The following is a 24,762-nucleotide window of genomic DNA, read 5'->3' on the forward strand; positions in this document are numbered from 1 at the left end:
GTCAGTGCTCCAAGTCGTTGGAAGGGGAAGGGGAAGTTGTAGAAGAGGAGAGCTGAACGGGCGGGAGCGCAGCGAACTCGCGAGCCCACGTCAGCCGCATGGCGCTGGCGCCACCGGGAGTCTGGAAACGAACCAAATCGCCGGCCAGAAGGACATAGTCCATGGGAATGCCCTTGGCGCGCAGAAGTGAGGAAAAGGTCTTCAGGTGGTGGCGCAGTTCCGTGATCGTGGAAGACGTTACAAGGGCGTTGAAGCGCGCCCTCAGCGAATCGTTCTCGTCGGTCCCTGTCCCGACTAGTGCACGAGCCGCGTGCCCCAAGCCCTGGTCGCGGACATGCATCGGTTCCGACCTGGATTGCTGATGCACCGCGTAAAGGGTCAGCGCGGTGTGAACCGCAATCTCCTCCCAAGTTGGTTCGTCTCCAGCACCAGTCGGAACCTCGACCGAAGTGAGATGCCAGATGGCCGGAACGTCCCCGGGAGAGCTGGGTACTGCTTTACGGAGCTGTGCTAACTCCGCCCTGGCACGTGACTCACCCTCCAAGTACCGGCGCTGAAGCCCGCGCTCGCCTTCGAGGACCCTGCTGGCCGTCTCGACAGTCTTGTTGCCAAACGGCCTCCTACTTTTGCGGGGCGGGGGGTCGCCCGGAGTCACCGCTGTATTGCCCGGATCGAGGGTGGTCATGCCGTGGTCCTTTCTGTCTCGTTGGTGGATGATTTCTCTTGGGTGGGGTACGGGATCCCCTTGCGCAGTGCCGAACGGAAGAATGCCAAAGCTTTGCCGGCATCCATGCGGGCGTCGCCGGTTCCTCGACCGGCGAAGGCCGTAGCGGGGATCGCTGCAGTTAGGTCCAGGCTTTGCCGGTTGGCCTCACGATGCAACAAAGTCCGCCAAGCGTCGCGGGCCTTTGCCTGGTCAGTCTTCTCGAGCGAGGCAAGCCAGCTGGGAAACTCCTGGTCCAGAACCGCATACATCGCCGCCCTGGCCGCATCGCCTGCGGCACTGGCCTTGTCTGGCTCTGCACCGCATGCTTTGGCAAGGTTGGCTGCAAGATTCCGGATTGCAAAGGCAGCCAGATCCGCCTCAGACATCGCGTCGCGGACGCAGGTGATCAGCGGGGAATCGCGGCGAATCAGCTTGGTAGGCAACTGCAGGGAGTCGTTAATGAGCTCGTCGATTACTGACTCGTTAGAACCGTACTCAATGCCGGTAGCGACTACATGTACCAGGCCCTGAACAGGAACAACTTCCTCACTAACAAGAACTTGGTAGAAATCGAGGATCGCTGGTGGCCTAAACTGGGAGCCGCCGTCCTTCCCAGCCACTTCCGGGCTCAGCTGAGAAACCAGAGAAGGCAGTCCGCGCCAGAACGCCTGCTCCTTAGAATGCTTGCGCGGCATGTAGACCTTAGTCTTGAACTTGGTACTCTGCGGCTTTGAGTACCGCCACGCAGTCATCGGCTCGACGCTGAATCGGTTCTGCGGCGTGGCCTTGTCACCGTTACCCAGAAACAGCCCGTGCACACGGTGTTCGTCGCCATGCAGGAGCACTCGACGGGTCTGCCACGTGTAGCACGCCACTGGTCCGGTTGGCGGCAACGATTCCGCTCCCGCCGGCCCACTCGGTTCACGCTCCCAGGGGGGCAAATCTGCTGTCTCGGAAACGCTGTGCATGTCCGGGACCTTCTTGCACACCACCGTGTTGAGCAGGAGAGTCTTGGCCAGGTTCTCGCCTTTCACGTAGACGACGCCAATCTGTCCAGTCCAGCCGGGCCCGATCGGATACCCCTTGCCACCCTTGACCGCTGGGTCTCCTTCCGCGCCGCTGCGAATGCCTGAAGGATCAAAAGAATGTACGTGCACCAGCCAGCGGGCGGCCTCGGCCCAACTGATGCTCTTGAGCCCTCGACCGCGCCGAGTGGTGAAGAACGGCTCCCCGTTGGGCACATCTGCAATCAGCTTTTCCAACCCCGAAATAGCTCCTGAGGAACTCCGAATCCCCGCTACCTGGAAGAACGGCGCAACCGGGTCACGAAGGTCGAAACGAGGGCGGTGCTCCGCCAGGTAGGCGGTGGCTGCGCTTCTAAGAACATCTGGAGCCGCCCAGGCTCGCTTCCACTCTTTGACGGTCTTCGGCCCCCCCAGCGCTCGGTGGCAGATCGCCAGTAGCAAGCGCAGGATGGCTACGTCCTGGCTGGCCAGCTCACCGGTGATGGCAGCGATTTGTTCTGCCTGCTCGAAGGCCTCCTGAAGGGAAACCTCCCCTGTGTTTCCGTCCAGGTAGGTCACACGTATCCACGGCTTGTCGACCAGGTTGAAAGAGCTGCTCATTCCGTGCCCGCCTCCATCAGTCCAAACTCAGGTGAGTATTCCAAGGTCTTTCCGGCCAGAGTGGCTCGCCCGTCAGTGAGCAATAGGAACAGTTGCCCTCGCAAGGCGGGCTCTACCTGCCACTCAGTTTGTACCCACTTTTCTAGCTCAGCTATGGAGTTATCCAAAAGCGACCCGCGAGAAAAAGTGAAGGGAAGACGAACTGCGGATAGTGCCATCGCCTCCACAACCTCCCGTTCGGGAACCCGGTCAGTTGGGACTGGGCAGGCTGGCACGTCAGAGCTCGGTAGGGTGTAGTACTCCTCTTGGCCTCCTACCAGGCGCTTGTCCAGCAGGATCACCTCCAAAGAGTCCTCTCCGTCCCTGACCTGGGCGCGGCCGGCCTCGTCGTCGGCAATTGCGTGTGTGTTCAACCAGCCAGTTAACCCTGCCCCGTTGTCTACGTCAGGCTCCGCCAGGAGGTAGCTATGCGCTGAGTTTTCTAGTAGCTGTGCCTTCTTGTTCCACTCCGCGCGGGCGGAGTCCACCAGCTCGACCCAATGAGCCGGTACGCGTGCGGTGTCGCCGTATACCTCCTCAATGAGGGTACGTACGTCGTCGGGCACAACCACCGGTTTCCCCTCAGCGATTAGTCGGTCCAGGCAGGCCGCAGTGAGCAGGAGATCCTGCGCGCCGTAAATTGCGCGAGCGCCGCCCTCCAGGCTGGGACTCGAGCTCGCCGTGGAGGGGAGATAGTCGACGTAAGCAACTGGGGTGGCGAGCTTGGGAGGGCGTGGGCGCACGTGCCGATGCAGGCGTCCCATTCGCTGCAACACCAGGTCTATCGGGGCCAGGTCGGTAATAAGCAGGTCGAAGTCGACATCGAGGGACTGTTCAACTACCTGAGTGGCCACCACTATGGAACGGTGCGGGCGCTGTGGCTTTGACCGAGGAGGCCCGAACGCGCGCAGTAGGTTCCTATCACGCTCCTGCCGATGGGCGATAGTGAACCTCGCGTGGTGGAGAGAAACGTCGTCACCGAAAACCGCCTTGAGTTCGAGGTAGGTGTCCTGGGCGCGCTTCACGGTGTTGCGAACGATGAGGGCGCAACCGCCGTCGGAGAGCTTGTCATCGAGTAGCGGTACCAGACAGTCCTTGCCTAGGCGTGCCACACCGGTGGTGCTTTGTCTGCCGCTAGAGTTCAGGTCTTCGGTTCTCGAGCCGGTGGCACTGATCGTTAGCAGCGCTGGGAAACCAATTCGTGTCGGCGGAGGGGAGTCGACATCGTCGGGTAGTTCGCCTGCAGCTAGTTCGATCCCCCGCCCATAAGCCGCCGCAAGCTCACCACAGCGCTTCTGGGAGAGCGTGGCCGATAGGAGCGCCACCGGCACCCCGTAGTTGGCCAGCCAGGTGAGCACCCGGTCTAGGTAGACGTTCATGTAGGTGGAGTAAGAGTGCACCTCGTCAACGATCACCACCTTGCGGGACAGGCCAAGGTGGCGCATCGCCAGGTGCGGGGAACGCATCGCACCGAATAGCAGATGATCGACTGTGGTGACAACGAAGTCAGAGAGCATCGCCTTCTTGTTGCCGTTAAACCAGGCCGTGATCGCTACATCCGGGTGAGGCAACGCAACGCGTTTGCCTCCGTGGCGCAGGTCTGGCAAAGGCTCGTCCCTGCCGACCTCCTGGGGCATGGGCATAACCGGGGAGAGCCCGATTTCTCCGCCGACACTGCCGAGTAGACGATCCCTGATTTCGTACCCAGCTCGGCGGAGCTTTCTGGCAGCTTTATTCAAGCGTGCGCGTCCATGCAGCAGGTTCGCGCTGTAGCTCGAGGGAGCACCACGCTCGCCGTAGTGCTCCTGGATGCGCATCAGCCACGCAAGCTCGCGGGCGAACATGGCATCAGCGGTGGCTTGTGTAGGCAGCGCGAACAGGACACCCGACCGACCGGTCCGTGCGGCCAGCACCTCCGCAGCCATCAGGGCAGCTTCGGTCTTCCCACCGCCCGTCGACTCCTGAATCACCATGAGGCCAGGCAACTCCATGGTTCGGGCCGCTTCCACCACCCGTGCCTGCACGTCGGTGGCGCGCGCGCCGTCAGGAAGGGAGAAACGAGACTGCAGCAGCTCGTCCGGGGATTCTCCCAGATCCAGCGGTCGCCACGGCGTTGGCAGCTCCAGTTTCTGCACAGCGGCCTCAACACGAACTGCGTGAGCTGAAGGGGGCAGCAGTGCGGCGGCGTCGTCCATCTCCGGCATCGTGGGGAAGTAGACCTCGCTAGAAGCAAGCCAGTCGGCCACGATCACCAGACCGGACAGGGCGGCTAGGAAAGGCTGGCTCCATTCGCGTCCGCGCCAGTGGGAAAGAAGAGAGGTGGCGCCGGTGCGGGTGGTGACGAAATCCAGTATCTCTGCCCGTGCTTCTTCCCAGGTCTTGGCACCAAAGAGATGTGGCCGCAGGCCGTTGATGAGCTCGTTGACCTTTGCCAAGGTGGGAGGAAGGCCGTGGTGAGAACCGACCACCGAGGTGAGTGCTCGAGTTTGGCGCCTGGTCCAGCCGTGCGCGGCATTGAGCCAATTGCTGAGGCAAATCTGCCCTGCTACCGCGTGGGGCGCCTCGCGGCGCTCGTTGCGATCAATCACGTCTGACTTCAGCCCGGCCTCCTGCATCACGTCGTACAGGCGGGGGACCTGCTGCGCGAACGCGGGGGTTGCCTTGCCGATGTCGTGCGTTGCGCCCATCCAAGCGGCCAGCGCGGCGAATTCCTCTAGGGGTGGCAGCCCGGTGGTGGAGTCGGCGAACTCGCGTGCCAGAATGTCCGGCACGGTGGGGCCGTACCAGTTGAGCGCCAGGTGCCGCGCTACGGCCGCCGTGTCGAGCAGGTGCAGCCAGAGGGGGAGCCAGCGGGTGCTTGCCGGGTCGTAGCCGGACTTTGCCCACACTGACCTGGCGGCGGCGGAAAGTGGCGCGTCGGCCGCTGCGGGGATTTCTGGCGAACGAGTCATGGGGACAGTGTGCCCGCAGTCACCAACATTCGAAGCTGCGGCACCCCGCGAGATCGCACCCGGCCCGCACCCGGCCCTCGCCCGGCCGCCCCCGGCCCGCACCCGGCCCTCGCCCGGCCGCCCCCGGCCCTCGTCCGCCCCCCGGCCCCGCCCGCGAATACGAAAAAGCCCCGAGTTTCCTCGGGGCTGTTCGTGGCTCCGACCGGTGTCGATCCGGTGACCTTTCGATTTTCAGTCGAACGCTCTACCAACTGAGCTACAGAGCCTTAATGCTCCACAGCCCGGTGAAGTCACCGGGCAGTTTCGCATCCGCGACCCCGACGGGACTTGAACCCGCGACCTCCGCCGTGACAGGGCGGCGCGCTAACCAACTGCGCTACGGGGCCTTGTTGGTACAAGACCTTGACTCTGTCGTACCCCCAACGGGATTCGAACCCGTGCTACCGCCGTGAAAGGGCGGCGTCCTGGGCCGCTAGACGATGGGGGCCAGAGCCGCTCCGCCGGGCGAAGCGCCCTTTGGAACGTGGATTAGCTTAGAGGCAAAAGTTCCTGGAGGGCAAATCGTCTCCGGGTGAGACGGGACACAGGCGACTTTTGGCCTGAGATGGTCCGTTTGGGCGGGGTTTTCCGCGCCGGTGAGCTTGGGGGTGGGAGGATGGGGCGGTGATTGACGTGCCGGATGATGTGTTCGACGCCGCCGTCGAGGAGGCCTTGCAGCAGATCCCTGACGGGTTGCTGAGCAGGCTGGACAACGTGGTGGTGTTGGTGGAGGACGAGCCCACCGAGGAGCAGCTGGAGTCTGCCGAGCCGTTTTGGTGCGAGGAGTGCGGTGAGGAGCACGCCGATGACCTGCTTGGTCTCTACGAGGGCACGCCGCTGACAGAGCGTGGCGACTATTGGGGTGCGGGCGCGTTGCCGGATCGCATCACGATCTTCCGTGGCCCGCTTAAGCGCATGTGTGAGGATCGGGAGGAGTTGGTGGAGGAGATCGCGGTGACGGTGGTTCACGAGGTCGCCCACCATTTCGGCATCGAGGACGATCGCCTGCACGAGTTGGGGTGGGGGTAGTGGGCCGACGTTCCGCCCGCCGCCCCTAGGGTTGCCGCTTTGCTCTGCGCCGCTTGATTGGGGGCCGACGTTCCGCCCGCCGCCCCCTCTGCCCGCCCTGCTCGCTTGTCGGCGGCTAGGTCCCCTCGCGGCGCCGGTAGGAACCGGCGCCTCCCGGGCGGTGGCGCTGGGCCGGACCTAGACTGGGCGCATGCCCGCCGCGATTCCGCTTCCCGTTTTTGCTGCAGATCTGGCTGTGTTTCGACTGCCCGCTTCGCTGCTGGAGTTCGGTTTGCCGATTCTGATTGGCGCGGTGGTTGGCGCCGGCGTGGGCCTGGCCGTCTACATGGTGTGGAAGGTGGGCACGCTGCGGCGTCACCAGGCGGCGCCGTCGCGGCGGTTGCGCCTGCCGATGCTGCTGCTGGGCATGTCCGTGGGCGCGTTTGCGGTGTTGAACGTGACGCGGGCGGCGCGTCCGCTGGCGGTGGAGCCGCATTGGGTGGAGTTGGTCTCTCACTTCTTGCTGGTGTGCGCGATCGCGGTGGCGACCTGGCTGGTGGCGCGCCTGATCGTGCACGCGGAGCAGCGGGTGGTGGCGTTGAGTGTGGACGACCCGCTCACGGCCCGCCGGCGCACCACGCAGGCGCAGATGATTCGCCGGGTGGCGGTGGCGATTGTGAGCGTGGCTGGCACGGTGGCGATCATCATGACGTTCCCGGGGGCGCGCACGGCGATGACGTCGGTGCTCGCGTCGGCGGGTTTGATCTCGCTGGTGGCGGGCTTGGCGGCGCAGTCCAGTTTGGCGAACCTGTTCGCGGGCCTGCAGTTGGCGTTTACGAACGCGGTGCGGGTGGGGGACACGGTGACTATCGAGTCGAACACGGGCAAGGTGGAGGAGGTGACGCTGACCTACGTGGTGTTGTCCGTGTGGGACGGGCGCCACGTGGTGGTTCCCTCCACGCTGTTCATCAAGACGTTCTTCGAGACGCGGTCGCGGCACGGCGAGGACGGGATTGGGCAGGTGTTCGTGGACGTGGATTGGCGGGTGCCGGTTGAGTTGGTGCGCGCCGAGGCGCGTAGTTTCCTGGAGTCTTGCGAGTTGTGGGATGGCCGGGAGTGCGCGGTGGAGGTGACGGACGCCAAGGGCGGCAGCGTGGAGTTGCGCCTGCTGGTTTCGGCCGCGACGCCGGGCGACGTGTGGAAGCTGCGCTGCCAGTTGCGCGAGCACGTGGTGTCCTGGTTGCAGCAAAATGCCCCCACGAGTTTGCCGCGCACTCGCGTGGAGGGCGCGATTGAGAGGGAGAGCTGAAATGACTTTTGATTCTGTGTCCGACGACGCCTTGGCTGCCGCCCCCAACCCGGGGCCCGATTCTGGTGAGGCCGGGGAGGGGCAGGACTTTCCGGTCACGGAGGCGCAGTGGCGGGCCCGGTTGAGCCCGCTGGCCTACCACGTGCTGCGGGAGGCCGGCACTGAGCGGCCGCACACGGGCGAGCTGCTGCACGAGGACCGTGAGGGCACCTACTCTTGCGGCGGTTGCGGGGCCCAGCTGTTCGATTCGTTGACCAAGTTCGATTCGCACTGTGGTTGGCCGTCGTTCTACGCGCCGCTGGACGGCGGCGCGGTGAGGCTGTTGGAGGACCGCAGTCACGGGATGCTGCGCACGGAGGTGCGCTGCGCCCGGTGCGACTCTCACTTGGGGCACGTCTTCCCGGATGCCCCGCAGACTCCTACGGGTAACAGGTTCTGCATGAACTCTGTGTCGCTTCAGTTCAAGCCGCTGTAGTGAGGGCCGGCGGGACTCGCCGATGGGGGCGGGTTCCGGGCGGGTTGATGCGGCTGGGAGCTGGCTGTGGGGCCGGCCCGCTTCGGCGGGCCGGCCCCACCTTTATGTCGCGAACGTCAGCTCGGATCGCGCGCCGTGTGATTGTGCACACTGGACGCTGCGCGGCTCCGCGTGGCCTTCCCGCATTTTCTTGAGCAATGCCACGTTTTCCCTGTGCCTTTGTTCCCAGGCACCCCTCTTTGTGAGGACTATTCTCAACTCCGTAGCCCAGGTTAGGCTACGCTCACTGACTACGTCTCGCCGAACAATAAGTTACGGTGATGTCGAAAGGGGAACTTATGAAGTACGCAAGGCTCATGCGCGGCGCCGTTGCCGTTGCTGCTGGCTCTGCCCTCCTGCTGGCCGGCTGCAGCGCCAAGAGCGACCAGAAGCCGGCTGCCGACGGCGGCGCCGCTTCCGAGAGCCTGGACGTCTTTGCCACCACCGGCTACCTGGCCGACGCGGTGAAGAACATCGCGCCCGACGCCAACATCACCACGATGGTCGGCCCCGGTGGCGACCCGCACACCTACCAGCCCACCACCAAGGACCTGGAGACCATGCAGGCCGCAGACCTGACCGTGTGGACCGGTCTGCACATGGAGGCCCAGATGCTGGACCAGCTGGAGGGCCTGGGCGACAAGCAGATCGCCGTCGGCGAGATGCTGCCGCAGGAGAACCTGCTGGACTGGCCCGAGACCGACGACAAGGGCAACCCGCTGCACGACCCGCACATCTGGAACTCCCCGGACAACTGGATCCTGGTCACCGGCTACATCGCCGACAAGCTCGCCGAGGTGGACCCGGCCAACGCCGAGACCTACAAGACCAACGCCAAGAAGTACCAGGACGAGATCGCCACGGCCAAGGCCGACGCCGAGAAGGCCTTCGAGGGCCTGGCCACCCGCGTGCTGGTCACCGGCCACGACGCCTTCAACTACCTGGGCGCCTCCTTCAACCTGGAGATCCACGCCACCGACTTCGTCTCCTCTGAGGCACAGCTCTCCGCTGCGGACATCGACGCGCTGGCCAAGATGGTCGCGGAGAAGAAGGTCCCGGTCATCTTCCAGGACAACCTGGCCAACCCCCAGGCCATCCAGCACCTGCAGGAGGCCGTGAAGAAGGCGGGCTGGGACGTCCAGATCAGCGACAAGGAGCTGTTCGCTGACTCCCTGGGCGCCGAGGAGGGCGTTGACACCTACCTGGGCGTCTTCAAGCACAACGTCGACGCAATCGTGGAGGCGCTGGGCGGAAAGTGAGGCCGCTCAGCGACGGGTAAGCGGGGCCCTCGGGCCCTCCAACCCCCGCGCGGCCACCCTTGTTGGAGGGGGGTGGCCGCGCGGCTCCGGCGCAACAGCGCCAACACCCCTCCACCGAAGGAGGATGGAAGTGTCCAACACGTCCGCTAACACTGGGGGCCGCGCGGTAGACGCGACGGCCGCTGCGGCCAACGTCGTCCAATCCGGCTCCCCGGCCGCCACGCCGCCCAGCGAGGCCATCGCCTGCAAGGTGCGCGGCCTCACCGCCGCCTACCACAGCGCGCCGGTGCTCACCGACATCGACCTGGACGTCCCCACGGGCGTGATCATGGGCGTGGTTGGCCCCAACGGCGCCGGCAAGTCCACCCTCCTCAAGTGCATCCTGGGCCTGCTCACCCCGGTGCGCGGCGAGGTCGAGTTCTTCGGCAAGCCGCTTTCCACCGTGCGCTCCCGCGTGGCCTACATGCCGCAGGCCGCCAGCGTCGACTGGGACTTCCCGGCCACCGTCCTGGACGTGGTCACCATGGGCACCTACGCCAGCCTGGGCCTGCTGAAGTGGCCCGGCCGCAAGCAGAAGGACGCCGCCCGCAAGGCCCTGGAGACGGTGGGAATGAGCGAGTTCGCAAACCGTCAGATCGGCCAGCTCAGCGGCGGCCAGCGCCAGCGCGTCTTCCTGGCGCGCGCCCTGGTGCAGGAGCCCGACCTGTACTGCATGGACGAGCCCTTCGCCGGCATCGACGCCAAGAGCCAGGGCGCGATCCTGGACGTGCTGCGCAGCCTGCGCGAGCAAGGCAAGACCGTCATCCTGGTTCACCACGACCTGGCCACTGTGGGCCAGTACTGCGACCACGTGGCGCTGCTCAACCGCCGCCTGATCGCCTCGGGCACCACCGCCCAGGCCTTCACCCGCGAGGCCATCCAGGCGGCCTACGAGGTCCCCGCGCTCGACGAGTCCTTCCTCTCCTTCGCGGTGGGAGAGTAAATGAGCATCGCGGAATTCCTTGCCTCCTACACCTTCCGGATGGTGCTACTGGGCACCACCGTTATTGGTGTGGTTGCAGGCGCGCTGGGCTGCTTCGCCTACCTGCGCAAGCAGTCACTCATCTCTGACGTGGTCAGCCACTCGGCGCTGCCGGGGACGCTGGGCGCCTTCCTGGTCGCCGTGGCGCTGGACCTGGACGGCCGCAACCTGGTGACCTTGACGGTGGGCGCCGTGGTGGCGGGCACCCTAGCTGCGGTGCTGACCAACTACATCCGCAGCCATTCCAAGCTTCCGATCGACGCCGCCATGGTGGTAGTACTCACCGTCTTCTTCGGCGTCGGCATGGTGATGATGCGGATCATCACCAACGGCCGGTACAAGGGCAAGGGCGGTATCCAGGACTACCTGTTTGGAAACGCCTCCCACCTCACCCAGGCAGATCTCATCACCTCTCTGGTGGTTGGAGGCATTGCGCTGGCGATCATGCTGTTGCTGTTCAAAGAGTTCTCCCTGCGGGCTTTTGACGCCGCGCACGCGAGCGTGATCGGCCTGAAGGGCAAATGGCTGGACCTGGCTCTCTTCGCCGCCATCGTGGCGGCCACCGTGATTGGTGTGAAGGCGGTGGGCCTGGTGCTGATGGTGGCCTTTGTGGTCATGCCGCCCGCTACCGCAAGGCAGTGGACCAACTCGCTGCCGTCCATGGTCGTCCTGTCCGCCTTCCTGGGCGGTCTGGGCAGCGCGATCGGCGCCTACGTCTCCGTCTCCGCCGGCAACGTCCCCACCGGCCCGGTGATCGTGGTGGTCCTGTCCGTGTTCTTCCTGTTCTCCCTGCTGGCCGCGCCGCGCCGTGGCCTGGTGGCCCGCTGGATCGCCCGCAACCAGCTGCGCCGCCGGAGGGACGACGTTGCCGCCCGCCCCGCCGCGCCCATCCCGGCCGGTGCGATGGCGGCCGCAGGGGAGCGAGCTGAGGGGAAGGCAAGGCTATGAGCTACACGACCGGCGTACTCCTGCTGGCCATCGTCACGGCCCTGGCGGCCTCGCTGCCCGGCGTCTTCGTGGTGCTGCGCCGCGAATCCATGCTGGTGGACGCGATTGCGCACGCCGTGTTCCCCGGCATCGTGGTGGGCTTCTACTTCACCCACGACCTGGACTCCCCGCTGCTGGTGGCCGGCGCGGCCCTGGCCGGCCTGGCCGTGGTGCTGGGCAGCGACTGGCTCACCCGCACCCGCCTAGTCACTGGCGACGCCCCGCAGGGCCTGCTCTTCCCGGCCCTGTTCAGTGGCGGCGTGATCCTGGTGACCTCCGACTTCGCGCACATTCACCTAGACGTGCACGCGGTGCTGGTGGGAGACCTGAACCTGGCGGCCTTCAAGCACCTGTTCGTCAACGGGCAGAGCATCGGCCCCGAGTACCTCTACGTCATGCTGGGCGTGCTGGCGATCAACGCGATCGCGATCGCCCTGCTGCTGCCACGCCTGAAGGTGGCGACCTTCGACAGCGAGTTCGCCCGCGTGGCCGGGCTGCGCACCGGCATGCTCGGCACGGTCTTCATGTTCCTGGTGGCCGTCACCGTCACCGCCGCGTTCAACGCGGCCGGCGCGATCCTGATCCTGGCCCTGGTGGTCATCCCGGCCGCCGTGGCCGCCCTGCTCACCAAGCGCCTGGGGTCGATGATCCTGGTGACGCTGCTCGTGGCCGGGCTGGGCGCCTGGGCCGGCTTCGAGATGGCGTACTCGCTGAACGTCGCCACCTCTGCGGGCATGAGCGTGTTCTACGGCGTCATCTTCGCCATCGCGTTCGGGTCGGTGCAGGTGCGCAACTGGTGGCGCCGCAGGCGGCTCCACGGCCAGCTGGGCCAGGAGGAAACCGCCCAGGCTGCGGGCGCTGCGGGTGCCGGGGCCGCCGCAGTGGCGCGCGCGGCGCGCGCCTAGGTTTCGCAGAACGTAGGGCCGGGGGCCGGGCGGATCATCCGCCCGGCCCCCGGCGGCGTTTTCGAGCCGATAGGTGGTGCGCCCCGAGGTGCGCAGGGGGCTGGGTGGCGCGGTCCAGCGGGCCAAACGCGTCAGCGGCCCGCCCCCGAGGTACACCGAGAGCACGCGAGCCTGCATCCACAGCCGCAGCTGCGGCCCCGGCCGCGCTCAGATACCAGCTCCCTATCCGAGCGGAGAGACGAAGATCGACTCCAGCAACGGCTTGCCCAGGGGGAGCGGCTCGCGTCCCTCCGTCGCCAGGATGGCGGTGCCGGAGAAGGGCGGGCCGTCGGAGGCCGTCACCACGGTCCCAACGCCAATCCCGTTGGTGCTCAAATGGCGCAGGGCGGCGGCGTCGTCGTCCGAAATGCGCTCCACGCGCACCGGCGTCCCAAACTCGACCTCGCTCAGCGAGACCGCCTCCAGCGAGGGCAGGGTGCCGTCGGCGGAGGGGATGGGATCGCCGTGCGGGTCGCGCACCGGGTGACCCAGCGCGGCGTCGATCCGCTCGATGAACAGGTCGCTCACCGCGTGCTCCAGGGCCTCGGCCTCGTCGTGCACCTCATCCCACGTGTAACCCAACTGCCACACCAAGTAGGACTCCAGCAGCCGGTGCCGGCGCACCATCTCCACCGCGTAGCGCCGCCCCAGCGGGGTAAGCGTGATCGCGCCGTAGGGGGCGTGACGCACCAGCCCCAACGCCGCGAGCTTACGCACCGCGTCAGAGGTCGACGACAAGCGCACTTGCACGCGCGCCGCGATAGCGGACGTGGTCACGGGATCGTCGCTCCACTCCTGAAGGGACCAAATGGCCTTCAGGTAGTTCTGGAAGCTGCTAGAAAGATCCGAAACCGGCATAGGTTCAACGTAGCACTAGCCGCTAGTGTTGCTCTCGCCGAAGCCACGACCTGGAAGCGGGCGGATTCGCGCGATTCGCGCGCAGCCGCGCGTCTGGCAGGGCCCCGCCGGAGGAGCCCGCGTGCAGCGCGGTCCACGCGCGTGTAACGGGGTGCGTCTGGGGGTAGTCGGGGCATTCGCGGTTAACGGCGGCGTTTGCAGTTTGCGGTGGGGCATTCGCGGTTTGCGGTAGGGCATTCGCGGTTAGCGCAGTGCGTTCCCGGCAGGCGCCCGTCCCGGCGGCGGCAGACCCCCGACCACCCGAAGGAGGCGCAGCAATGGAACAGGTAGAGCCCCAAGGCATCGAGCACGTCGTGGAAATCCCGCCGCCCGTCCTGCCCGTGCCGGGCGAGGTCGCCGAGCAGGGTGCGCCTTGGCAAGGCGGGGTGCAGGGTGTGCCTTTGCAAGGCGGGGTGCAGGGCGCGGCTGTTCAAGGCGGGGTGCAGGGTGCCGCTGTTCAGGGCACCGACCCGGGAGAGCGCGATTCTCTACCGGAAGAACGAAAGGACTGGGAGGGCGGGCAGCCTGGAAGCGACACCGGGGACCTCCTAGCCCAGGGAGCCTGGGGGATCCCGGCCGCGAGCGGAGCCGCACTACTGCCGGATCCCGCCGCCGCGAACTCCGCGCGGGAGCAGGACCAGGAGCGACGGCGCGCCGCCGGTGAAGCCGGGGCCCGCAGCGGCGAGTTCTTCTACAAGCCGGGCTTCTGGCTGGCCGTGGCGGTGGCGGCCGGCGCCATGGCCGTCTTCCTGGTGGCGAGCAACCTCTAACCAGCTTTGGGGCGGCGGCGGCCAACGCCCCGGTGGTGGGAGACGGGGATGCTCCCGAGTGCGCGCCGGGTGCGTGCCCGGCGCGGGTCCAATTGAGGATTGGGCAGCGGTCACGTCCCGTGAGGTTCCGTGTGTCTGCATACTGCGGGTCCAATTGAGGATTGGTCATCGGTAACGTCCCGTGAGGCTTCGAGAGTCTGGCTAGTGCGGGTTAAACCGACTTTGCGGTGCGCTGAGCCGGCTCCGGGGCGGGTGCCTGCCTAGCGCGGGTCCAACCTTTGCAGTGTCAGGGGGGCCGCTGTGTGGAGGCGCCGCCGGCGACGGGCGGCCACTGATCAAATACGCGGTTGGGGTGCTCGTCCCCGAGTTCGCGACTGCCGGGCATTTGTTACGCGCTGGGTGTGACCGCCGGCGGCGGGGGTGGCGTCGGGTGGCGGGTGTGTCTCTTAACGTGGTGGCGACCTGCCTGGCTGAGAGCCGACTCCAGGTTGGGTTGTGCGCGGGCCGTAGGCCTAGGGCGGCTTTGCGGCTACACTGTTCCCTTGGTTTCACCAGCCAACAAGCCCCTATAGCTCAGTCGGTAGAGCAGCGTCCTTTTAAGTCGTGGGTCGTAGGTTCGAGTCCTACTGGGGGCACCGGAAGAAGTCCCGGGAATTCGCCAAGGATTCCCGGGACTTCGCTCGTCTCCCCGTCCACCCCCGGCTACGCGCGCAGGTGGCATGCCCGGCCGGGCGCAACCGGGTTCGCGGCAATCGCCGCCGGGGCCGCCGATGCCGACCCGGCCCGAGCGGGCCCGACCCGACCATGCCCAGCGCCCGGCCGAGTCCGACCTGGCCGAGTCCGCCCCGGCCTTGCCCAGTGCCCGGCTGCGAGCTACTGCCGAAGGGTTCTTGCGCAAACGATTGAGGGGATAGTGCACCTCTCGTAGGGTTGGTGCACCTCTCGTGGGTTTAGTGAACCAGTCGTAGGCCTACCCGGTCGGGTAACCCCTCAATAGGTGCACCAAAAGCTCCAGAGGTGCACCAAAGGCTCAATAGGTCGATTAACCCCACAATCGTTTGCGCAACCCCGGCCGGTCCGCTCCCCGGATCGGGCCGTGCACACGAATGGCGGGTGGGGCGGGGCGGCCGGTGGAACGTCGTCCATGGTGGGTACTGGGCCGCGCGGCGAAGTAGCCACCGGTCCGCACGGCGAGCGCTGGAGCCGGTCGGGCATATGCGCGGGCGGGGGAAGACCGCTCGAAGGGCCGAGGCTGGCTGCCGACTCCGGGGCATTGCGCGGGCGGGGGAAAGACCGCTCGAATGGCTTCAGCCGGCTACCGACGGGGGCGGGGCATTGCGCGAGCGGTTGAGGCGGGGTCGGCCGGCTACCGACTCCGGGGCATTGCGCGAGCGGCTGAGCCTTTGTTGCAGCTTTCGAGCCTTTCTTGCAGCGTCTGAGCCTTTGCGCGACCTGTTGAGGCGGTAATCGGCGTCGTAGCGCCACAAGAGGTGCAAGAAAGCTACAACCGGTGCAACAAAGGCTCAACGAGAACAACAAAGGCCCAACCGTTTGCGCACATCGGCCCAGCCCCGGGCGCGCGGTCGACCGGGCCCGGCTGCGGTCGAAGCTCTGGTGGAGGTGTCCGTGGGGGAGGTGGTGTTGGGGGTGGAGGAGGAGAGCAAGCCGCCCGCGCCCCGGCCCCGCCACGTGCCCGCCCCACCCCCGGGCCCGGGCGCGGCAGCGGCGCGTGCGAACCGCCCTTTTCCCCTGACCGGCTGCGAGTTCGCGTGGGAGGGGTCACAATTGAGGGGAGGAGTGCGCGGCCAGCCCGGCCGCCCGCCCCTTGCCCGACCAGAAGGAGGCCAACGATGACCGAGCCCATGCGGCCCCGCCGCCCCGCGATCCTTGAGCCTGCCGACGCGGAGGCGATCCGCGGCGAGGAAGACCCGGCCCTGGTTGCCGAGGCCGCCGCGCTCTCCGCCGCCGCAACCATCAACGCCTGCCCGCTGCCCACGGACATCTCCGACGACGCCCGCGAGCTGCTGGACCACGCCGGGGACGCCGGGTTGAGCGCCCTGGCGGCGTTGTGGGCGCAGTCGCCCGCCTCCACCACACCGGGCACGCTGTGGCGCCTCTACCTGCTGCACGAGTGGTGGCAGTCGGCGCCCGAGCGCGTCGGCCAGGCCACTCGCAGCGTCGGCATCGACCCGTCCAGCGTTTTCGTGCAGCTGACCTCGCTGTTCAGCGCCGGCGCCCCCAGCTTCCCGGCCGTCCTGCGTGCGTGCGCCCACCTCACCGAGGCGCTCAGCACCCTGGACCAGGACGCCCTGCCGCCGCTGCCGCTGCTGAGCATCCCGGCGCTGGCACAGGACCTTGCCCGCGCCTCCCAGCTGCAGTCTCGCGGCGCCCTGGAATAGGCCGGCCCCTCGAATAGACCGGCCCCGGGAATGGGCCAGTCCCTGGAATAGGCCGGCTGGCGCGGTGGGATAGCCAACTCATCCCGGTTGGCTGTCCCACCACACGCCCACCTTCTTCACCTTCTCTTTACTTCTGCCTGGAACGGTAAGCACATGGACACTCAGGATCCCCAGCCCGCTCAGCCCTACACGATCGAGCCCGCCGATCCCAAGGACTTCCTCACGGGTGAGGAAGTGGTGGACTACGAGGACAAGGACTTTGGCTCCGAGTCCGGCCTGATTCACCGACCCACGCCGCGAGACCTCTTCCCGCGCGGCGTCGTCTCGCCCGTCACCGTGGCAGCGGCCCCCACGCGTCCCGTCACCGTGGCAGCGGCCCCCGCGCGTCCGGTCCCCGTGCCAGCCGCCCCCGCGCGTTCGGCCCCCGCCGGGCAGGCCGTGGTGGCCGACGTCCCGCCTGCCGCCCCCTCCGCTGCGGCCAGTAGCGGTGCGGCCGGGGAGAAGGGGAAGGTGGGCGGAACGTCGGACAAGGAGGAGAAGAAGGAGGCCAAGGCGGAGAAGAAGGCCGCCAAGCGGGCCGAGCCGGAGCTGCCCACCAGCGACAAGAAGCCCAAGCACTTCCCGGACCGCTTCGCCAACCGGGAGCTCTCATGGCTGGCGTTCAACAAGCGCGTGCTGGAGCAGGCGGCGGACCACGACCTGCCGCTGCTGGAGCGGGCCTGGTTCCTCACCATCTTCTCCTCCAACCTGGACGAGTTCTACATGGTGCGGGTGGCCGGCCTGAAGCGTCGGATCGCCACGAACATCGCCACCCCCACCCACGGGGTCTCCCCGCGCCAACAACTGGACGCCATCACGGAGCGGGCCCAGGCCCTCACGGCCGAGCACGCCGAGCTCTACCACAGCGACATCAAGCCGGCCCTGGCCCGCGAAGGGATCGTGCTGACCAGCATCGACCAGCTGGACGCCACCGAGCACGAGCGCCTGCAGCTCTACTTCCGCAAGCAGGTGTTCCCGGTGCTCACGCCCCTGGCGGTGGACCCGTCCCACCCCTTCCCCTACATCTCCGGCCTCTCGCTCAACCTGGCCGTGATCCTGCGCAATCCGCGCTCCGGCAAGGAACACTTTGCGCGCGTGAAGGTGCCGCAGTCCCTGCCCCGCTTCGTGGAGGTTGACCCCGCCCACCTGCTGCGCGGCGAGGACGCGGCCCTGGAGGTCAGGGAGTCCGGCGCGGTCCCGCTGGAGGAGCAGGTGGCATTCGTGCCGCTGGAGCAGCTGATCGCCGCCCACCTGGACCACCTGTTCCCGGGCATGGAGATCGTGGAGCACCACGCCTTCCGCGTCACCCGCAACGAGGACGTGGAAGTGGAGGAGGACGACGCGGAGAACCTGCTCACCGCCATGGAGAAGGAGTTGATGCGGCGCCGCTTTGGCCCCGCAGTGCGCCTGGAGGTGGAGGACACCATCAGCCCGTACGTGCGCTCCTTCCTGGTCTCCCGGCTGGGCATCCGCCCCGAGGACACCTTTGTGCTGCCCGCCCCGCTGGACCGGCGCGGGCTGAACCAGATCCACGACCTGGACATCGCGCGGCTGAAATACCAGCCCTACGTGCCGGTCACCCCGAAGGGGATCGCCCCGGTGGAGTCCGCCCGGCCGGGGGACGTGTTCGCCGCCATCCGGGAGCGCGACGTGCTGCTGCACCACCCCTACGACTCCTTCGCCACCTCGGTGCAGCACTTCATCGCCACCGCGGCCGCCGACCCCAAGGTGCTGGCGATCAAGCAGACGCTCTACCGCACCTCCGGTGACTCGCCGATCGTGGACGCCCTGATCGAGGCGGCCCGCGCCGGCAAGCAGGTGGTGGCCATCGTGGAGATCAAGGCCCGCTTCGACGAGGAGGCCAACATCTCCTGGGCCCGCAAGCTCGAGCGGGCCGGGGTGCACGTGGTCTACGGCATGGTGGGCCTCAAGACACACTGCAAGCTCTCCCTGGTGGTGCGCCACGAGGGCGAGGTGCTGCGCCGCTACTGCCACGTGGGCACCGGCAACTACCACCCCAAGACCGCGCGCGGCTACGAGGACCTGGGCCTGCTCACCTGCGACACGGACGTGGCGCAGGACCTCACGCGCCTGTTCAACCAGCTCTCCGGCTACGCCCCCAGGGCCAAGTTCCACCGGCTCCTGGTGGCGCCGCTATCGGTGCGCCCCGGCCTGGTGGAGCGCATCGACCGGGAGATCGCCAACAAGAAGGCCGGCCTGCTCGCCTGGATCCGCATCAAGGTCAACTCCGTGGTGGACGAGGTGGTGATCGACGCCCTCTACCGCGCCTCCCAGGCCGGAGTGCCCGTGGAGGTGGTGGTGCGCGGCATCTGCGCCATCCGCGCCGGAATCCCCGGGCTGAGTGAGAACATCCGGGTGCGCTCCATCCTGGGGCGCTACCTGGAGCACTCGCGCATCTACGCCTTCGCCAACGGCGGCGAGACCGAGGTGTGGATCGGCTCGGCCGACCTGATGCACCGCAACCTCGACCGCCGCGTCGAGGCGCTGGTGCGCATCACCGAGCCCGGGCAGGTCAAGTACCTGGCCGGCCTGGTCAAGCGGGAGGCGGCGGACACCACCGCGTCCTGGCACCTGGAGGCCGACGGCACCTGGAAGCGCCACAGCCGCGACGCCAAGGGCAAGCCACTGGACGACATCCAGGTGCTGCTGATGGAAAACGCCCGCAAGCGGGTGTCGGCCAAGCGATAGGCTAGGCACTCCGCCCGCCGGCGGGCATACCCGGCGGGCGGAAGACAGCCTCCCCGGACCGTCCCCTAACCAAAGGAGCGCCATGTCTGCCAAGCCAGTCGACGTCCACGCTGCCGGAGCCGTGATCTGGCGCGTGCGCCGAGGCAAGCTGGAAGTGGTGGTGGTCCACCGGGCCAAGTGGAACGACTGGGGCCTGCCCAAGGGCAAGCTGGAACCCGGCGAGGGACTAGCCGAGTGCGCGGTGCGGGAGGTGGCCGAGGAGACCGGCCTGCTGGTCCAGCTGGGGCAGCGCCTGGAGCCCGTGCGCTACCAGCTGGGCGACGGGCGCTGGAAGCAGTCCACCTACTGGGTGGCCCGCGAGGTGGGGGAGGACCACCCCGCCCTCAACGGCCGCACCGTGCCGCTGCGCGCCCCCAAGAGCGAGATCGACAAGGTCGAGTGGCTCACCGTGAAGGAAGCCAAGGCCCGCCTGACCTACCCCCACGACCGGGACCGCCTGGACGAGGTGGCCGACCTCTACGCCGACGACCGCCTGGACACCTGGACCCTGGTGATCGCCCGCCACGCCCGCGCCGTCAAACGGCACGCCTGGAAGCCCGGCACCGAGCACGACCGCCCGCTGACCAAGGCGGGCCGGGAGCAGACCCGGGCGCTGGTGCCCCTGCTCTCCGCCTTCGGGATCCGCAACCTGATCTCCTCCCCGTGGGAGCGGTGCGCGGCCACCCTGGCCCCCTACGCCAATACCACCGGCATCCCCATCGACTTTCGCGCGGAACTCACCGAGGCCGCCCATAAGGAACGTAGCGCCCCCGTGGCGCGCCTTGTCAGGGCCCAGATCCTGCGCCGCGACGAGCCCTTCGCCCTGTGCACCCATCGCCCGGTGCTGCCCACCGTCCTCGACGAGGTGCTGGACAAGGCGCCCGGGCGGGTGCGCCGCTCCCTGCGCCTGGAAGACCCCTACCTGCGCCCCGGCGAATGCCTGGTGCTGCACATGGTGCGCCGCAAGCGCGGCGCCGTGGTGGTTGCCGCCGAGTACCTGCGCGCCGGCAAGGTCAAGCCCTAGCCCAGATGTGAGGAGCGCCTAAAGCCGTTAACCCTCCGTTAACCGGCAAGGAGCGCACCGGTCAGATAGCGGCCCTAGCTTGGGGAGCAGGCCAGGCAACAACAGAGCCTGGCCGCTACCCGACAGGATGGAAGCTAACGTGACCCTCAACCGTCGCCTGGCCGCAGCGGCAGCCCTCAGCGCGTTGACGCTGGGCCTGGCCGCCTGCGGAGCCTCCACCCGCCCCGCCGACGGCAGCCTGCACGCAGACATCTCCGGCGCGGGAGCCTCCTCCCAGGGCAAGGCCCAAGAGGCCTGGTTCGACACGTTCATGGTGGCAAACGACCACGTCATCATCACCTACAACCCGGTCGGCTCCGGCGGCGGCCGCCAACAGTTCATGGCCGGCGCCGTGGACTTCACCGGCTCCGACGCCCCCCTCAAGCCCAGCGAACTGGACCGGGCCAGGGCGCGCTGCCTGGGCACGGAGGCGCTCGAGCTGCCCCTCTACATCTCCCCGATCGCGGTGTTCTACAACGTGCCCGGCTTCGCGGCAGACAATCACATCAACATGTCCCCGGACGTGATCGCCGACGTCTTCAACGGCACCATCACCAGCTGGGACGACGCCCGCATCGCCGCCCTCAACCCCGGTGCCGCCCTGCCGAAGCTGAAGATCGTGCCCGTGCACCGCTCCGACGAGTCCGGCACCACCAAGAACTTCCAGGCATACCTGGCCAAGGTGGCGCCCACCCAGTGGCCCCACAAGGCGGAGGAGACCTGGCCCATCGAGGGCGGCCAGTCCGGCGACGGCACCTCCGGCATGGTCGCCACCGTGGCCGCCGCGAGCGGAGCCATCGGGTACGCCGACGCCTCCCGCGTCACCCCCGAACTCGGCACCGTCGCGGTCGGGGCCGACGGCCACTTCACCCCCTTCACCGCGCAGGCCGCCGCAGCGACCATCGACGCCTCCGAACTGGCCGACGACGCCACCGACCTGCGCCTGGTCTACGACCTGCGCACCGACGTGCCGGGCACCTACCCGATCGTCCTGGTCTCATACCTCATCGCCTGCTCCCGGTACGAAGACCCGGACGTGGCCGCCACCGTCAAGGCATACCTCGCCTTCATCGCCTCCGAGGAAGGCCAACAGATCGCCGCAGACCCGAACGTGGCCGGCGCCGCCCCCATCTCGCCCGCCCTGCGCGCCAAGGTCGATGCAGCCATCGCCCAGATAGTCACCGACTAGCCCCGGCCCCGCACCGGCCCGGTCCGCCGCGAGGAAACCGGCGAAACCGCACCGGCAAGGGCGCACAAAGGCCGCGCTGAGCGGGGCAGCCCCCCGGCAGCGTCGGACACCACCAGACCACAACGCAGCAAACAGCAAGGAGAACGCATGGCAGCCGAACAGGCGCCAAACGTCGCCAGCCAACTGGGCAAGAAGGCCCCAGGGCGCGTCGGAAACCAACTGTTCGCGGGAATCTCATACTCCGCCGGCATCGTCATCATGATCGTGCTGGCGGCAGTGGCCGGCTTCCTGCTGTGGAGCTCCTGGGACGCGCTGACCGCAGACCGGCAGGCCCTGGCAGAGGTCGGGTTCATGCGCGGCAAGAGCTTCTGGGCCTACGTGGCCCCGCTCGTCTTCGGCACCCTCCTGGCCGCCGCCCTCGCCCTGCTCATCGCCGTGCCGCTCTCCACCGGCGTGGCCCTGTTCATCTCCCACTACGCCCCGCGCCGCCTAGCGCAGGCGCTCGGCTACCTGGTGGACCTGCTGGCCGCCATCCCCTCCGTCATCTACGGCCTGTGGGGCTTCCTGTGGCTGCGCCCCCTCATGGAACCCGTCTACCAGTGGCTCACCGACAACCTGGGATTCATCCCCCTGTTTGCGGGCTACTCCGCCCCCGGCAAGAACATCCTCACCGGCGGGCTGGTGCTGGCGGTCATGATCCTGCCCATCATCACCGCCACCATGCGAGAAGTCTTCCTGCAAACCCCGCGCCTCCAAGAGGAAGCCTCCCTGGCCCTCGGCGCCACCCGCTTCGAGATGATCCGCCAGACCGTGCTGCCCTTCGGGCGTTCCGGCATGATCTCCGCCTCCATGCTCGGGCTCGGGCGCGCACTGGGTGAAACCATGGCCGTGCTGATGATCCTCTCCCCGGGCGCCTTCATTAACCTCAACATCCTCCAGGCCGGGCAGCACCAGACCATCGCCGCGAACATCGCCGCCCAGTTCCGCGAGGCATTCGGCTTGTCCCGCTCCGTCCTGTTCGCCTCCGGCCTGGTCCTGTTCGTCCTCACCTTCGCCGTCAACATGCTGGCCCGCTGGATCATCGCGCGCCGCGCCGAGTTCTCTGGAGCAAACGCATGAGCGCCGCCGTGCTGACCGAATCGACCATGAAGCCTAGGCGCCTGCCCAAGTGGACCTGGGCGGCGGTGGCCGGTGCCAGCGCCGCCACAGTCGGGTTCGGGGCGCTCGCCGCCGGCGGGCTCAACCCGCTCGCCGCGCTCGCCCTGACCGGCCTGCTCTACCTGGTGGTCATGACCGGCGCCTCCTGGATCGTCGAGGGCCGCCGGTGGGGCACCAACACGCTCGTCACCACCCTCGTGGTCTTCGCGTTCATCGCCGTGATGATCCCCCTGGTCTCCCTGGTATGGACCGTGGCCGCCGACGGCATCAAGGCCCTGTCCTGGGACTTCTTCACCGAGGACATGAAGGGCGTGCGCGGCGGCGAAGCCCCCGGCATCGGCCACGCCATCCTGGGCACCCTGTGGGTCACCCTGCTGGCCTCCGCCATCTCCGTGCCGCTCGGCATCCTCACCGCCGTCTACCTGGTCGAGTACGGGCGCGGCTGGGTGGCCCGCACCGTCACCTTCCTCACCGACGTCATGACGGGCATCCCCTCCATCGTGGCCGGCCTGTTCGCCTTCACCCTGATCTCGCTGCTGTTCGGGCCGCGCTACCAGTCCGCCGCCATCGGCGCCATCGCCCTCTCCCTGCTGATGACCCCGGTGGTGATCCGCTCCGTGGAGGAAATGCTGCGCCTAGTGCCAAACGACCTGCGCGAGGCCGCCTACGCCCTCGGCGTCCCCAAGTGGCTCACCATCATCAAGGTCGTGCTGCGCACCGCAGTTGCCGGCATCACCACCGGCGTCATGATCGCCGTGGCCCGCGTGATCGGCGAGACCGCGCCCCTGCTGCTGACCGTCAAACTCGCCACCGCCTACAACCTCAACCCCTTTGACGGTGCCATGGCCACCCTGCCCGTCTTCGTCTACGACCGCTACAACAAGGGCCAGGCCGACGACCTCGCCCTCGCCTGGGGTGGCGCCCTCACCCTGATCATCATCGTCATGCTGCTAAACCTCGTGGCACGCCTGATTTCCCGCGCCTTCTCACCCAAGGGCGCCCGGTGATGAGGCCGCTTCCGGTGGCCGACGTCGCCGCCCCGGCCGCCCCGCGAACCGCGCTGTTGCTCGGGGCGGCCGGCGGGGCGTCGGCCAATTCGCACGCCGCGCTGCTGCACGGAGCGCTGTTTCTCGGGGCGGCCGGCGGGGCGTCGGCCCCAGCGTCAGGTCGGTGTGCGGCCGCGCGCGCGTGCAGGCCAGTGCCCCAACCCCCACGTTCCCCCCACCCCGCATCGTCCCGAAAGGCGAAGTAACAATGTCCAAGCGAATCGACGTTCGAGGCGAGAACATCTACTACGGCAACTTCCTGGCCGTGAAGGACGTCAACATCTCCATCGAACCGCGCCACGTCACCGCCCTGATTGGCCCGTCCGGCTGCGGCAAGTCCACCTTCCTGCGCACCCTGAACCGGATGCACGAGGTCATCCCCGGCGCGCGCGTCGAGGGCGAGGTGATCGTGGACGGAATCAACCTCTACGACCCGTCAGTGGATGCCGTGCAGGTGCGCCGCACCATCGGGATGGTCTTCCAGCGGCCCAACCCCTTCCCCACCATGTCCATCGCGGACAACGTGCTGGCCGGCGCCAAGCTCAACAATCGCCGCATGCGCAAGTCCGAGGCAGAGGAGCTGGTGGAAACCTCCCTGCGTGGGGCCAACCTGTGGAACGAGGTCAAGGACCGCCTGGACCGGCCCGGCTCCTCGCTGTCCGGCGGGCAGCAGCAGCGCCTGTGTATCGCGCGCGCCATCGCGGTCAAGCCCGAGGTGTTGCTGATGGATGAGCCCTGCTCCGCGCTCGACCCGATCTCCACTCTCGCGATCGAGGACCTGATCCACGAGCTGAAGGAGAACTACACGATCGTGATCGTCACCCACAACATGCAGCAGGCCGCGCGCGTCTCCGGCACCACCGGGTTCTTCAACCTGGAGGCCACGGGCAAGCCCGGGCAGCTGGTGGAGGTGGGGCCCACCGACGTCATGTTCTCCAACCCCTCCAACAAGGCCACCGAGGACTACATCTCGGGTCGCTTCGGCTGATCCGCGCGGCGGGGGCTGCGTGCGCAACCCGTTGAGGGCTTAGTGCTCCTATTGCGCGGTTGG

General features: G+C 67.6%; 19 protein-coding genes and 4 tRNA genes. 16 read left to right on the forward strand and 7 right to left on the reverse strand.

Annotated features, from left to right (window positions below):
- Window position 1: 1 nt before the first annotated feature.
- The 6 genes from casB to ABYF38_RS05780 form a co-directional block, all read right to left on the reverse strand.
- Complete coding sequence (casB, locus tag ABYF38_RS05755) at window positions 2-685, reverse strand: type I-E CRISPR-associated protein Cse2/CasB (RefSeq protein ID WP_371151445.1); 684 nt, start codon at window positions 683-685, stop codon at window positions 2-4.
- A complete protein-coding gene (gene casA, locus ABYF38_RS05760; protein ID WP_371151446.1) occupies window positions 682-2,331 on the reverse strand; it encodes a type I-E CRISPR-associated protein Cse1/CasA in 1,650 nt (549 codons plus the stop codon). The genes casB and casA overlap by 4 nt, the downstream gene beginning before the upstream one ends.
- A complete protein-coding gene (gene cas3, locus ABYF38_RS05765) occupies window positions 2,328-5,321 on the reverse strand; it encodes a CRISPR-associated helicase Cas3' (protein ID WP_371151447.1) in 2,994 nt (997 codons plus the stop codon). The genes casA and cas3 overlap by 4 nt, the downstream gene beginning before the upstream one ends.
- Before the next feature lie 193 nt (window positions 5,322-5,514).
- A tRNA-Phe gene (locus ABYF38_RS05770) sits at window positions 5,515-5,587 on the reverse strand.
- 46 nt (window positions 5,588-5,633) lie between these two features.
- Window positions 5,634-5,707: transfer RNA gene (locus tag ABYF38_RS05775), tRNA-Asp, on the reverse strand.
- 28 nt (window positions 5,708-5,735) lie between these two features.
- Window positions 5,736-5,808 (reverse strand) — tRNA-Glu (locus ABYF38_RS05780).
- Between the two features lie 176 nt (window positions 5,809-5,984).
- Here ABYF38_RS05780 and ABYF38_RS05785 point away from each other — a divergent pair.
- The 7 genes from ABYF38_RS05785 (at window position 5,985) to ABYF38_RS05815 (ending at window position 12,363) form a co-directional block, all read left to right on the forward strand.
- The gene (locus tag ABYF38_RS05785; RefSeq protein WP_371151448.1) at window positions 5,985-6,389 is read left to right on the forward strand and encodes a metallopeptidase family protein; all 405 of its coding nucleotides are present in this window, start codon (window positions 5,985-5,987) and stop codon (window positions 6,387-6,389) included.
- A 190-nt stretch (window positions 6,390-6,579) separates the two neighbouring features.
- Window positions 6,580-7,677, forward strand: coding sequence for a mechanosensitive ion channel family protein (locus ABYF38_RS05790; RefSeq protein WP_371151449.1), 1,098 nt, complete (start codon window positions 6,580-6,582; stop codon window positions 7,675-7,677).
- 1 nt (window position 7,678) lies between these two features.
- Window positions 7,679-8,152, forward strand: coding sequence for a peptide-methionine (R)-S-oxide reductase MsrB (gene msrB / locus ABYF38_RS05795; RefSeq protein ID WP_371151450.1), 474 nt, complete (start codon window positions 7,679-7,681; stop codon window positions 8,150-8,152).
- A 338-nt stretch (window positions 8,153-8,490) separates the two neighbouring features.
- Entirely contained in the window at window positions 8,491-9,450 is a 960-nt protein-coding gene (locus tag ABYF38_RS05800; protein WP_371151451.1) for a metal ABC transporter substrate-binding protein, read from the forward strand.
- A 130-nt stretch (window positions 9,451-9,580) separates the two neighbouring features.
- Complete coding sequence (locus tag ABYF38_RS05805) at window positions 9,581-10,432, forward strand: metal ABC transporter ATP-binding protein (protein WP_371151452.1); 852 nt, start codon at window positions 9,581-9,583, stop codon at window positions 10,430-10,432.
- Window positions 10,433-11,419, forward strand: a complete 987-nt coding sequence (locus tag ABYF38_RS05810; protein WP_371151453.1) for a metal ABC transporter permease — start codon at window positions 10,433-10,435, stop codon at window positions 11,417-11,419.
- Window positions 11,416-12,363: a metal ABC transporter permease gene (locus ABYF38_RS05815; protein WP_371151454.1), complete on the forward strand. Its 948-nt coding sequence runs from the start codon at window positions 11,416-11,418 to the stop codon at window positions 12,361-12,363. The genes ABYF38_RS05810 and ABYF38_RS05815 overlap by 4 nt, the downstream gene beginning before the upstream one ends.
- A 222-nt stretch (window positions 12,364-12,585) precedes the next feature.
- Here the strand turns inward: ABYF38_RS05815 and ABYF38_RS05820 are convergent, their stop codons facing one another.
- Window positions 12,586-13,260: a metal-dependent transcriptional regulator gene (locus tag ABYF38_RS05820; protein WP_371151455.1), complete on the reverse strand. Its 675-nt coding sequence runs from the start codon at window positions 13,258-13,260 to the stop codon at window positions 12,586-12,588.
- A gap of 317 nt (window positions 13,261-13,577) precedes the next feature.
- Between ABYF38_RS05820 and ABYF38_RS05825 the strand changes: the two genes are divergently transcribed.
- The 9 genes from ABYF38_RS05825 to pstB all read left to right on the forward strand — a co-directional run bounded on the left by ABYF38_RS05825 (window position 13,578) and on the right by pstB (window position 24,699).
- Entirely contained in the window at window positions 13,578-14,069 is a 492-nt protein-coding gene (locus ABYF38_RS05825; protein ID WP_371151456.1) for a hypothetical protein, read from the forward strand.
- Window positions 14,070-14,631: 562 nt separating this feature from the next.
- A tRNA-Lys gene (locus tag ABYF38_RS05830) sits at window positions 14,632-14,704 on the forward strand.
- A 1,215-nt stretch (window positions 14,705-15,919) separates the two neighbouring features.
- Window positions 15,920-16,468 (forward strand): hypothetical protein, encoded by a 549-nt coding sequence (locus tag ABYF38_RS05835; RefSeq protein ID WP_371151457.1) that lies wholly within the window; start codon window positions 15,920-15,922, stop codon window positions 16,466-16,468.
- 153 nt (window positions 16,469-16,621) lie between these two features.
- Window positions 16,622-19,216 carry an RNA degradosome polyphosphate kinase gene (locus ABYF38_RS05840; RefSeq protein ID WP_371151458.1) on the forward strand — a complete coding sequence of 865 codons (2,595 nt, stop codon included), beginning with the start codon at window positions 16,622-16,624 and terminating at the stop codon, window positions 19,214-19,216.
- 82 nt (window positions 19,217-19,298) lie between these two features.
- Window positions 19,299-20,279, forward strand: coding sequence for an NUDIX hydrolase (locus ABYF38_RS05845; protein WP_371151459.1), 981 nt, complete (start codon window positions 19,299-19,301; stop codon window positions 20,277-20,279).
- A gap of 139 nt (window positions 20,280-20,418) precedes the next feature.
- On the forward strand, window positions 20,419-21,507 hold the full coding sequence (pstS, locus tag ABYF38_RS05850) for a phosphate ABC transporter substrate-binding protein PstS (RefSeq protein ID WP_371151460.1): 1,089 nt from the start codon (window positions 20,419-20,421) through the stop codon (window positions 21,505-21,507).
- A 147-nt stretch (window positions 21,508-21,654) separates the two neighbouring features.
- Window positions 21,655-22,626, forward strand: coding sequence for a phosphate ABC transporter permease subunit PstC (gene pstC / locus ABYF38_RS05855; protein WP_371151461.1), 972 nt, complete (start codon window positions 21,655-21,657; stop codon window positions 22,624-22,626).
- Window positions 22,623-23,672 carry a phosphate ABC transporter permease PstA gene (gene pstA / locus ABYF38_RS05860; RefSeq protein WP_371151462.1) on the forward strand — a complete coding sequence of 350 codons (1,050 nt, stop codon included), beginning with the start codon at window positions 22,623-22,625 and terminating at the stop codon, window positions 23,670-23,672. Before pstC ends, pstA begins: the two co-directional genes overlap by 4 nt.
- Window positions 23,673-23,919: 247 nt before the next feature.
- On the forward strand, window positions 23,920-24,699 hold the full coding sequence (pstB, locus tag ABYF38_RS05865; protein WP_371151463.1) for a phosphate ABC transporter ATP-binding protein PstB: 780 nt from the start codon (window positions 23,920-23,922) through the stop codon (window positions 24,697-24,699).
- Window positions 24,700-24,762: the final 63 nt, after the last annotated feature.

The organism is Buchananella sp. 14KM1171, assembly GCF_041380365.1.
GTDB classification, from domain to species: Bacteria; Actinomycetota; Actinomycetes; order Actinomycetales; family Actinomycetaceae; genus Buchananella; species Buchananella felis.